The following is an 11,639-nucleotide window of genomic DNA, read 5'->3' on the forward strand; positions in this document are numbered from 1 at the left end:
AATAACTACTAATGACTAATGAGTAGAACCTACAAAGCAACTGGTATTAATCTTAAAACCCAGGCGCTAGGAGAATCGGATAAAATAGTGACGATTTTGACACGAGAATTCGGTCTAATTCGAGCCGTGGCTCCAGGGTCACGTAAGCACAACTCCAGCCTGGGCGGTAGGAGTGGAATGTTCGTTGTGAATGAACTATTGATTGCCAAAGGGCGATCGCTTGATAAAATTACTCAAGCACAGACATTAAAAACTTATCCTGGTTTAGCTAAAGATTTGGGAAAACTGGCTGCCAGTCAATATTTAGCAGAAATAGTTCTGTGTGAAGCTTTGAGCGAACAACCCCAAGAAGAACTTTATGATTTGTTCAATGAACATCTCCATCGCTTAGAGGCGGTGTCTAGTGCAAATCCATCTGGTGTTTTAGCTCATCTGGCTCATGGTGTATTTCACCTTTTAGCCTTAGCAGGGCTGACGCCACAAGTGCAAATCTGTTGTCTATCTCAACGTTCCCTGAAGCCAGACTTCACAGACCCCAACTGGCAGGTAGGATTTAGCATCCCTGCGGGTGGAACGGTTTCCTTAGAAGCTAGGGAACGTTTACGAAAAGAAGGGCAGAGGGAGATTAATAACCAATTCCCCATGCCCAATGCCCCATGCCCAATGCCCCATACCCAAACAGTTGTTGTGCATCGGCAAGAAATACCTGTAATTTCTAGTCGTTTGGGTGCTATGGAACTAGCTTTGCTTCAACATCTGTCACAACCAGAGATAATGCAAATTGATGGTGCTAGAGATCATAACTGGTTATCTGTTGAGCAGATTTTGCGCCAGTATGCTCAGTATCAATTAGGTCGCCCTATTCGCTCTGCTACCTTGATCGACTCTTATTTTGCTGCCAACCATGATGCAACCGTCTGATTTGGATAAAAAAATCCTGCCTTTGTCACCTAGCCTCGCCAAAAAACAGAATAGGGTATCAGATCCTACAGTCAGGAATCACTTGAGTGCTGTTCCCAAGTGTACACCTAGTCAAATAAATGGCCAAGAAATGTCCCCAAAAGACGTTTCTCAAAACGATCAAAGTTGGACAGAGGAGATCCCAAAAACTGATCTTCCAAGCCAATCAGAAACACAATCTGAGGACAAATTAACCACTGCTGAGGTAGATAGTAACGGTGCTAGCAATGGACAGAATTTGCCAGTAGCCACTATTCCAGAAAAAGAATTACCAAAATTAGATGGGTCTGCTTCAGGTGGAGAAGCTATTGCAGGGAATGTAAAACAGCTAGGATTTTTACCTGTATTGAAAAATCCTAATTTCTTGGCTCTTTGGGGCGGTCAAGTTTTCTCTCAACTAGCAGATAAAGTTTATTTGGTCTTGATGATTGCCTTGATTAATACTCAGTTTCAAGGAAGTAATCAGAGTATTAGTGGTTGGGTATCAGTCTTGATGATGGCTTTTACTATTCCAGCCGTATTGTTTGGTTCCGTTGCTGGTGTGTTTGTTGATCGCTGGTCGAAAAAGGCTGTACTGGTAGCAACGAATATTTGGCGCGGCATCCTAGTTTTGTCAATTCCCTTCCTGGTGTGGTTGACTCATGACTGGAAACCCATAGGAGTGTTGCCAGTGGGTTTTTTGATCGTTCTGGGTGTGACTTTTTTAGTTTCCACACTGACGCAGTTTTTTGCCCCGGCAGAACAGGCGGCAATTCCTTTAATCGTAGAAGAACAGCATTTACTCTCGGCTAATTCGCTTTACACAACAACGATGATGGCATCGGTGATTGTTGGGTTTGCCGTTGGAGAACCCTTGTTAGCGATCGCTGATGGACTTTGGCTGCAAATCGGTGGTAGTGGTAGTTTGGGCAAAGAACTTTTAGTAGGTGGCAGTTATGCGATCGCTGGACTAGTTTTGTTCCTTCTGGCAACTAAGGAAAAACACCACCACCCCGATACAGAATTCCCTCACGTATTTTCTGACTTACGAGACGGTTTTGCCTATCTCAAAGCAAATCATCGCGTCCGCAATGCTTTGCTTCAGCTAATTATCTTGTTTTCTGTCTTTGCAGCATTAACTGTTCTAGCCGTTCGGATGGCAGAAATAATTCCCAACATGAAAGCTTCCCAGTTCGGCTTTTTACTAGCAGCTGGTGGTGTTGGTATCGCGGGTGGAGCAACAATTCTCGGTCAATTTGGTCAACGTTTCTCTTATACTCAGCTAAGTCTGTGTGGTTGTATGGGTATGGCAGCATCACTGATTGGTCTGTCAGTATTTACAACTCAACTGTGGCTCGTCTTGTTACTGGTAGCGCTAGTAGGCATCTTTGGGGCACTAGTGGGAATTCCTATGCAAACTGCAATCCAAACAGAAACACCTCCAGAAATGCGTGGTAAAGTTTTTGGCTTGCAGAACAATGTAATTAATATTGCCCTCTCCTTACCTTTAGCATTAGCTGGTGTCGCAGAAACCTTTCTGGGATTACAGGTAGTTTTTTTGGGATTAGCTGCGATCGTCTTTTCAGGAGGTATATTAACCTGGTATAACTCGCACAAGTAGTTATCAGCTAACAGGAGTTATTATTCATTACCTTGAGGTAATTAATATTTACTTAAAGCTTTTGCGTTCATGGTAAACTGTGGTCAGTGAAAATTTATCACATACTTGCCGGATATGAATCTGACATTAGTCGGAATAAGTTGTTGAAATATCAGAAATTAACAACTTATAACTAAAATAAATAAAGCCATCAATTCACTGGTTTAATTAGCTGACAACAAGCTTTTTAAACTAGTAGAAAGTTGTGGGAATTTTTAATAAATAAAAAAACCAGCAAGTATAGCTAGATAAAAGAAAAATCACAAAGGACACACAAGTAATACATTAAACCCGCTTTTCTTACAGCTAAATAAAGAATGCGTATAGCCTGGATTGGAAAAAAATCACCCTTTTGCGGCAATGTTACCTACAGTCGAGAAATTACAAATGCCTTGCTAGATAGGGGACATCAAGTTAGCTTTCTTCACTTCGCCCAGGAAGATTCTGAACCTGATAATTGGCCAAATCTTCGAGAGGTTTCCCTACCTTTCATTTACAAGTCCCAGGTTTACACGATTCCCACTTTTAAAGCCACCAAAGTTTTAACCGATTCACTGCGGGAAATCAAACCAGATGTAGTCCATGCTTCCTTGACCTTATCTCCTCTAGACTTTTTTCTCCCAGAAATCTGTGAAGAACTGAGGTTGCCCTTAGTTGCCACTTTTCACACACCGTTTGCTGGCAAGGGAGCAAAGCTGGTATCGGGAACACAACTTTTGGCTTATCAGCTCTACGCGCCTTTTTTAGTTAACTACGATCGCGTGATTGTATTTTCCCAAATTCAGCGAGAATTATTAGCAGGGATGGGCGTGCGGGAAGAAAATATTGCTGTAATTCCCAATGGTGTTGATACCGCTAAGTATTCTCCAGGATTTTCTCAAATTAAAGCAGAATTTAAAGCCGATCGCTTGTTTGTCTATCAGGGTAGAATAGCGCCAGAGAAAAATGTTGAAGCCCTCCTGCGAGCTTGGAAGCAGTCGGTAATGGAGCCTGGTAGTAAGTTGCTAATTGTTGGTGACGGCCCTTTGAAGTCTTCCTTAGAGCCGTTTTTTGGTTCAGAATACGGCATTATCTGGTTGGGATTTGTCGCTGATGAAGACCGACGCATCGAAATTTTGCGGGGCGCAGATGTATTTGTTTTGCCTTCATTAGTAGAGGGTTTGTCCCTGTCTTTGTTAGAAGGAATGGCGTGTGGGTTGGCTTGTTTAGCAACAGATGTGGGTGCAGATGGAGAAGTATTGGAAAAGGGCGCAGGTGTCGTTATTAGTACCAAAACAGCGCGATCGCAATTGAAAACGCTCTTGCCAGTGTTACAAGACCATCCAGAGTTAACAACCCTACTGGGGCAAAAAGCTAGACAGCGTGTATTAGACCGCTATACCCTTAGTAAAAATATTAGTCTGTTGGAAGAACTTTATAAAGGAGTTTTAGCACAGCGACCTCTACCACTAAGTCGTAGAGCGTAAGGAAAGGGAATAAAGTGCGATCGCACTCTAAATTCTCAGATGGTAATCAATGAGTGCGATCGGGTAAAATACAAATACCTAACTAACAATTCTCTTACCGGTTTTACAAGGCTATCTAGAGTTAACGAAATGAAGTATGATGCAAGTCAGATAAAGTTGAAAAATATACCTGACTTAGAGCAGCTAGAACATGGAAAGTGCTGCCGAACATACGTTTATTGCTTCACAAATCCGTTGCCCGAACAAAACGTTATTGACCAAATTGCAAATAGTTTGGAGAAGAGATTCACCTTTTCAAAGGAAGTATATGAGATTCCTGAAGATGTTGAAATTTGTGCATCTATTTTCATAGAGCGTTTACAAGATAACGAAGCCAGAGTTCGTGTTTTGACAAATCAACCAGAAGAAGATTGCGTTTACATCTTTGGGACACACACTCTGCCACGCAAAATTGAGGAAAGGTTTGGAATTGTACAGTCGATTCAGGGGGAACAGCGAGAGACTTGGATTACTGACAGACGGTAGGGTAGAACTTTTGCTTGATTGTTCTTCTGGGAGTCGCTGGATATCTTCTGACTTAACTTATCAGTGCTGTGTATCTTTTTTTTCTGGGCAATTATCAGCAAAAATTAATAAATTAGTTAACATGAAATAATAAATAATAGTAAATTAAAGCTACAAAATCAAAAAATGACTGCAATCATCGACATAAAAACATTATATGAATCCAATTACCTGCAATGGTTAGAGGAGACTATTAAATGTCTCAAAAATCGACAATTAGCAGACGTTGACTATGAAAACTTAATAGAAGAATTGGAAGATTTGGCTAAAAATGAAAAAAGGCGAATAAGAAGTTTATTAGAACAGATTATTAGACATTTATTACTTTATCAATATTGGGATTTAGAAAAGCCAAGAAATGCTAATCATTGGGCAGCAGAAATTATTAGTTTTCGTAATCAAATAAATGAAGATTTAAGCACCAATATACACAAACATTTAGAGGATAATTTCAGCAGAATTTATAGCAATGCCTTAGATTATGTTAAAGCTAAAACAAAGCTAACCAACTTACCTGAATCATGTCCTTATTCCTTAGAGCAAATTTTGGATAAAAATTGGTTGCCTTAATCTTAAATTTTGATTTTTTATATAAAACATATTCATATTTTAACTCAGCAACACCATAAAATTAAGTCGCTGAATTATTCACTAAAGACCATCCCAAAGTAGTTGGCTGTTCATAAACCCGCTTTAGAGTATTTACATCTCTGGCAGAAATAGGCGACGGGTTACGAACTTGAGAAAAGTATAAAGCATCAGTTTGTAGCGGACTATGACCCCAAATTCCTAGTGCATGACCAAATTCGTGGCGGGTCGCTGCAATGAGATATTCACCTGTTTGAGTAGGACTTAGCAAGATGGTGAAGCGGTGGGATAAAATTTTGTTGCTGGTGTATAACTCGTAAGTAGTTTGTGCCGATCGCGCACGGGGTATATTACTATCAGGGGAAATTTGTAAAGGTGGCACTTTTCGTACAATCGTAATATCAGCAATTTCTGGCTGTTCGACTATTGTTAAAGGTAAATAAGTACTCCACTCCTGTACACCCTGCAAGACAGTGTTAACCCATGCTTGAGCTTGTTTTTCACTGACGGCTTTTGGTAGTTCTACACAAACTCGAATGGGAAATTGTGACCAGACTAAATAACCCACCTGAGTTGTTGTGACTTGGGAAAAGTAATCACCACTGTTAGTGTTATCTTGCCACTGCGCCAGTGTGGGCGGTAAGGGATGAGGTTTTGGGGAAGTGGGGAGAGAGATGATTAAATCTGAATATACATATTCTGGTATTATTGTAAACCCATCACTCGACTCGATATTAGTAAAAACGATTAACAGCCCTGTGCCAAAAAATAAGGCAAGAGCTGTAATTAACCGTCGTGAAATTAAATTGATTAGGGTGTTAAGTATCGGGTGTTGGGTTCTTTTCCCCATTTACCTATCCTTATTTAGGCAGCCAACCAGCACTTAAAACTACTGTTAAACCGAGAAAAACTACTGTCAATGCCCAAGTAATTCGGTTTAAGGTGTTTTCTGCACTTTTGGTGCTGCTAAATAGCTGGGCTTGTCCGCCAATAGCGCCAACGCCATCACCTTTAGGGCTATGCAGCAAAACTAAAATAATCAAACCAGTGGCGGAAAATGCCCAAATGCCTTGCACGATATTACTAACTGTCATGGTAGGAATCTCATTTATAAAAAGTTTCAAAAAACAGAATTCAGAATTCATGAGTTAGGAGTTTTTAGTGAACTCCTAACTCAGGACTCAGGACTCTTTTACAGCCCCACTTGTACGGGGGTGCGAGTGCGTTGCAGCTCATATTCTGCTGTTTTCAGCAGCGATCGCCCGGTCATTTCTGGTGGCTGAGGCAGCTGTAAAATCTCTAGAATTGTGGGGGCAATGTCGGATAGTTTGCCATCGCTTCGCAGTTCGACATTTGTACCATATCCAGGGATTTTGACTTTCTCTCCTTCCACCAAGATGAAGGGGACTGGGTTAGTAGTATGAGCTGTCCAGGGATTACCCCCTTCATCTAGCATATACTCAGCGTTGCCATGATCGGCAGTAATAATTGTTGTACCACCGGCTTTGATAACGCTTTCTAACAAGCGACCCAAACAGCGATCGACTGTTTCAATTGCTGTAATGGTAGCGTCGATTTGACCAGTATGCCCTACCATGTCTGGGTTAGCATAGTTAATCACAACTAAGGAATACGCACCCTTTTGAATCGCAGCGATTGCAACATCTGTAACTGCTACTGCTGACATCGCTGGGGCATGATCGTAAGTCGCTACCATCGGGCTGCTTACCAGTTCCCGATCTTCTCCGACAAAAGGTTCCTCCAGACCCCCATTAAAGAAATAGGTGACGTGGGCGTATTTTTCGGTTTCAGCGGTGCGGAACTGATTCAAACTATGATTGGCTATGACTTCTCCCAGAATGTTACTGAGATTCTGAGGCTCAAAGGCTACAGCCACGGGTAGGTCTGAATCGTACTGCGTAAAGGTGACAAAAGACAGGGGTGTGATTTGCTGTCTTTCAAAACCGTTAAAAGTGGGACTAACCAAAGCTTGAGTTAATTGTCTGGAGCGATCGGGGCGGAAGTTGAAAAATATCACCCCATCCCCTGGTTCTATTGCGCCGGGTGCAATTCGGATTGGGTTGACAAATTCATCTTTTACCCCTTCGGCGTAAGATGCTTGCAAGATTTCCACAGCCGTGCGATCGCTACCCACACCATCTTGGGTCATCACGTCATAGGCGCGTTTAACCCGATCCCAGCGGTGATCGCGATCCATCGCGTAGTAGCGACCGCTGAGAGTGACTATGCGCCCAATTCCTGCGCGGTCTATATAATCTTGTAGCAGCGCGATCGCTTTTACCCCTTCTGTTGGGGCGGTGTCACGACCATCAGTGATAGCGTGGATACAAACTTCTGGAATTTGCTGGTCTTTGGCTAAGTCAAGTAGTCCGAATAGATGGGTGATATGCGAATGTACCCCTCCCTCAGAACAAAGCCCTACTAGATGCAGCTTGCTATTCCGAGAGCGAACTTCCTGGCAAATTTTGACGAGTGCTGGATTTAAGGCAATAGAACCGTCTTCGACCGCATCAGAGATGCGTACAAGTTCTTGCGGTACCACTCGTCCAGCACCAATGTTCAAATGACCAACTTCCGAGTTGCCCATTTGACCCTCTGGCAACCCTACGGCTTTTCCTGATGTGTGGATGAGGGTATGCGGGTAAGCGGCCCATAAACTGTCCACGATGGGAGTTTTAGCAGCAGTAATGGCGTTTCCTCGCGTTTCTTCGCAGTAGCCCCATCCGTCTAAAATGACTAGCACCACAGGAGCAACAGGTGCTTTGGTCATAGTAAAATTGCCCTTTACTTTTTGTAATACCCGAATGATACCACTGCTAATCCACGCCGCAAGTGAATTTTTGCTTATTAACTTCTTTTACGAAGGACTTGCAGTTTTTTGAAATAGTTTTTAACTTTTAGTAGTTTTTCTGTAATTTTTTTGAACGCTAATAAGGAGTGATTACTTAGTAGTAGAGTTTTAGCACTACTACTAAGGTGTTATCCAATCCTTTATTTCCTTTTTGTGGAAGCTTTTGCAGCTTTCTTAGCCGCTTTTTGGGCTTCTATTGCAGCTAACTTTGCTTGTTCTTTTTCTTCGGCAATTTTCTGGAGATAGTAATGATAGTCTCCTAAGTAGACGCGGAATTCACCATCACGAATTTCGACGATTTTGTTAGCTACTTGAGAAATAAAGTAGCGGTCATGAGATACTACAATTGCCGTGCCATCATAATTTTTGAGCGCTTCTTCCAGCATTTCCTTCGCTGGAATATCTAGGTGGTTTGTCGGCTCATCTAGAATTAGTAAGTTCGCGGGACGTAGGAGCATTTTTGCCAACGCCAAACGAGCTTTTTCTCCTCCACTTAATGCGCCAACTGCCTTAAATACGGTATCACCTGTAAATAAGAAACGTCCCAAAAGGGTGCGGACTTCTTGATTATCCCAGTCTGGAACTTCATCATGGATAGTTTCCATGACAGTTTTATTCAAGTCCAAGGCTTCAGCTTGGTTTTGCTCAAAGTAACCGGGAATAACATTATGATCGCCTAATTGAACACTACCTTCTGTGGGTGGTTCCATCCCCATAATTACACGCAGAAGGGTGGATTTTCCAGCACCGTTGGGGCCAAGAAAAGCAATGCGATCGCCCCTTTCAATTAGCAGATTTGCTGCCAAAAACAAGATTTTATCACCATAAAGATGAGTTAAATCTTTAATTTCTACTACCTCACGTCCACTCCGGGGTGCAGGGGGAAAACGGAAGTGCAGAGTTCTTACCCCTGCAATGGGTGCTTCAATGCGCTCGATTTTGTCGAGTTGCTTTTCCCGGCTTTTTGCCTGGGTACTGCGGGTAGCACTGGCGCGGAATCTATCAACAAAGGTTTGCTGTTTCTCTAATTCTTTCTGTTGGCGTTCGTAAGCACTCAGTTGTGCTGATTGACTTTCAGCTTTTTGTTCCAAATATGCTGAGTAGTTACCAAGGTAGGTACTGGAAACGCCACGTTCAGTTTCCACAATTTGGGTGCAGAGGCGGTCAAGGAACTCCCGGTCATGGGAGACTATTACCATCGGCGTGATCAGCCCTCTGAGGTAATTTTCCAACCACTCAATGGTTTCTAAATCTAGGTGGTTAGTCGGTTCATCCAGCAGCAACAAGTCGGGTTTTTGCAGGAGAATTTTACCTAAACTCATCCGCATTTGCCAACCACCACTGAAAGCACTGACGAGGCGATCGCCATCTTCTAGCCCAAACCCCATCTCTGGTAAGATTTTCCCGATGCGTGCATCTAAGTTGTAGCCATCCAAGGCTTCAAATTTGCGCTGCAACCGATCCAACTTGTCGATCAGTCGATCCAGTTCCTCTGGGTTAGCCGTTTCCATCTCTTGTGGTATGTGCGCCAGAGATAACTGTACTTCGTTGGCTTCTTTGAAGACAGTCCAAAATTCTTCTCTAACGGTGCGGGTGGGGTCTACTTCAAACTCTTGGTTGAGGTAGGCTATGTGTAAGCTATTAGGGCGGATAATTTCACCTGCGGTAGGTTCAATTTCCCCGGAGATGATTTTGAGTTGGGTAGATTTTCCAGCACCGTTGACACCGACTAAGCCAATGCGATCGCCTGGTTTAACTTCCCAGTTGATGTCTTTGAGAACTTCGCCTGTGGGATAAATTTTACTTATATGTTCTAGTCGCAGCATTAAGTTTCTCTCAGGTAGGGAGTGGGTGGTTGAGGACGAAGTACTAACACCGCCTCTAATATTAACAAAAATTAACTATAAATTCGTCGTGAGAAAGTCTGGAAGCTGCAAACCAAATTTGGCTTGAGCCACGGATAAAATTTACCACATCTATCTCAAGGCTGGCTTTGCGTTACTTGTCTAACTTCTTCGACACTGAAATCAAATGCCTCAGCCACTTGTTCCACTGTCAATAGTTCCTATGTTGTAGTCCACCAATTCCTCTACTCCTTGATCAGAAGAATCCTACTGCGCGGCTTGTCTGACTTGTTCGACACTCAAATCTAGCGCCTGTGCTACTTGTTCTACAGTCAACCCGGCTGCCAACATTGCTGGTACTGCTCTGAGTTTACCTTGCTCAATGCCTTGAACCTTACCTTGTTCGATGCCTTGAACCTTACCTTGTTCAACACCCTCCTGAAAGGCTTCCTGATAAAATCTGGTTTGCTTTAACTCGCTTAATCCAAACATTTCCTCCATCTCCTCCCTACTCATTGTGGGAAACTTATAAGCCAAAATAGTCTCGATAAATTGTAATAATTGCTGCTGTTTTGGTGGTGAGTTTATCTCTGACTTAGTTCTGTCTATCAACTCCCTTGCTTGTGCGATCGCTATATCGTCGGTTGCAATTACTAATTTAGCAGTTGCAATGCCAATTGGAAGCGATGCAGCCTCACCTAATTCATCCAAATAAATCCGTCTGACGCGCCCACTTGTGAAAAACTCACGGTAATGTTTGATATTGCCTGTATCTACATTTTTGTTTGGGTATAAAATCACAGCACCCCAATCATTTGATGGTTGATTTTGACGCAGGTATAAACATATTTCTGCAATTAGCCGTGAATAAATTTCCCCATCAGCTTGAAATTGCACTTCAACAAAGTAAATCTGGTTTTCACTTCCTTGTGTAGGTAGAAACACACCATCTATTCTGAAGGCTGTTTGTTTGATTTCAACTGATGAAAATTGATAAAGGCTAGCTGATTCTGGAGGATTACCAATAAGTTCAAAGAAGATATCAGGGAATTCTTGAAACAGCCGATAAAAAATGATGTCTGTTTTCAAAATTTTATATCAATTGAAGATTTGGATTTGCTGTTCATGTGTTACTTGATTCTTCAGAACCATCTCGCACTTTCAGCAATTGCTCTTTTGCCATCCCTAATATACGTGAAAGGGGTGCTAATAAACTATCATCAAATGCTTGTCCCGCATAAATATTATTCAGTTCGGTAGGGGATAATTTAAAGGTGTCACAGAACTTAGCAAACTCCTGGTTACTCAAGTCAAGCTCTTTTTGCCTATCACTAAGTAAAACAGCGATCGCTCTAGTTCCATGCTTGGGACGCTCACTAGTTTTTACATATTTTTCCATTAAATAATTGACTTTTCTGGTATCACCGCCGATTTTTTTAATTAAATCAGTACAAGCCATTTTCAGCGCTTTCTTTAAAACTTCTTCTTCATTTAAAATTTTAATAATTTCACTGGCATATTCTGGTTTAAAAAATCCCACCAAATTGCCTTGATGATAAACTGGTATATAAGGATTATTCGTTTCAAGTTGCCAATCTAAAGGCTCATTGCGTAGCGACATAGCTGCACCCCTAAATATTTTAAGATTGCACTATTTTAAAACCATTTATTCCTTAACTGCCAGTAAAATACCCTAGCACTGGCGA

General features: G+C 42.1%; 11 protein-coding genes. 5 read left to right on the forward strand and 6 right to left on the reverse strand.

Features of this window, described 5'->3' with window-relative positions; genetic code table 11:
- Positions 1-18: 18 nt before the first annotated feature.
- The 5 genes from recO to HWQ42_RS30225 all read left to right on the forward strand — a co-directional run bounded on the left by recO (position 19) and on the right by HWQ42_RS30225 (position 5,199).
- On the forward strand, positions 19-921 hold the full coding sequence (gene recO, locus HWQ42_RS30205) for a DNA repair protein RecO (RefSeq protein ID WP_292818525.1): 903 nt from the start codon (positions 19-21) through the stop codon (positions 919-921).
- Positions 908-2,560 (forward strand): MFS transporter, encoded by a 1,653-nt coding sequence (locus tag HWQ42_RS30210; RefSeq protein WP_292818854.1) that lies wholly within the window; start codon positions 908-910, stop codon positions 2,558-2,560. Before recO ends, HWQ42_RS30210 begins: the two co-directional genes overlap by 14 nt.
- Before the next feature lie 356 nt (positions 2,561-2,916).
- Positions 2,917-4,065, forward strand: coding sequence for a glycosyltransferase family 4 protein (locus HWQ42_RS30215; protein WP_292818528.1), 1,149 nt, complete (start codon positions 2,917-2,919; stop codon positions 4,063-4,065).
- A gap of 129 nt (positions 4,066-4,194) precedes the next feature.
- Positions 4,195-4,590 (forward strand): hypothetical protein, encoded by a 396-nt coding sequence (locus HWQ42_RS30220; RefSeq protein ID WP_292818531.1) that lies wholly within the window; start codon positions 4,195-4,197, stop codon positions 4,588-4,590.
- 165 nt (positions 4,591-4,755) lie between these two features.
- A complete protein-coding gene (locus tag HWQ42_RS30225) occupies positions 4,756-5,199 on the forward strand; it encodes a DUF29 domain-containing protein (protein ID WP_292818534.1) in 444 nt (147 codons plus the stop codon).
- 61 nt (positions 5,200-5,260) lie between these two features.
- Here HWQ42_RS30225 and HWQ42_RS30230 read toward each other — a convergent pair whose 3' ends face one another.
- The 6 genes from HWQ42_RS30230 to HWQ42_RS30255 all read right to left on the reverse strand — a co-directional run bounded on the left by HWQ42_RS30230 (position 5,261) and on the right by HWQ42_RS30255 (position 11,554).
- Complete coding sequence (locus HWQ42_RS30230; protein ID WP_292818537.1) at positions 5,261-6,067, reverse strand: peptidase; 807 nt, start codon at positions 6,065-6,067, stop codon at positions 5,261-5,263.
- Between the two features lie 10 nt (positions 6,068-6,077).
- Positions 6,078-6,311, reverse strand: a complete 234-nt coding sequence (gene secG / locus HWQ42_RS30235; RefSeq protein WP_099101249.1) for a preprotein translocase subunit SecG — start codon at positions 6,309-6,311, stop codon at positions 6,078-6,080.
- A gap of 98 nt (positions 6,312-6,409) precedes the next feature.
- Positions 6,410-8,008 carry a 2,3-bisphosphoglycerate-independent phosphoglycerate mutase gene (gpmI, locus tag HWQ42_RS30240; protein ID WP_292818540.1) on the reverse strand — a complete coding sequence of 533 codons (1,599 nt, stop codon included), beginning with the start codon at positions 8,006-8,008 and terminating at the stop codon, positions 6,410-6,412.
- Positions 8,009-8,229: 221 nt separating this feature from the next.
- A complete protein-coding gene (locus HWQ42_RS30245) occupies positions 8,230-9,915 on the reverse strand; it encodes an ABC-F family ATP-binding cassette domain-containing protein (protein WP_292818543.1) in 1,686 nt (561 codons plus the stop codon).
- 285 nt (positions 9,916-10,200) lie between these two features.
- Positions 10,201-11,022, reverse strand: a complete 822-nt coding sequence (locus HWQ42_RS30250; protein ID WP_292818546.1) for an Rpn family recombination-promoting nuclease/putative transposase — start codon at positions 11,020-11,022, stop codon at positions 10,201-10,203.
- A gap of 34 nt (positions 11,023-11,056) precedes the next feature.
- Positions 11,057-11,554 carry a hypothetical protein gene (locus tag HWQ42_RS30255; protein WP_104899075.1) on the reverse strand — a complete coding sequence of 166 codons (498 nt, stop codon included), beginning with the start codon at positions 11,552-11,554 and terminating at the stop codon, positions 11,057-11,059.
- Between the last annotated feature and the right edge of the window lie 85 nt (positions 11,555-11,639).

It is taken from the genome of Nostoc sp. JL23 (assembly GCF_017115065.1).
Taxonomy (GTDB): Bacteria; Cyanobacteriota; Cyanobacteriia; order Cyanobacteriales; family Nostocaceae; genus Nostoc; species Nostoc punctiforme_A.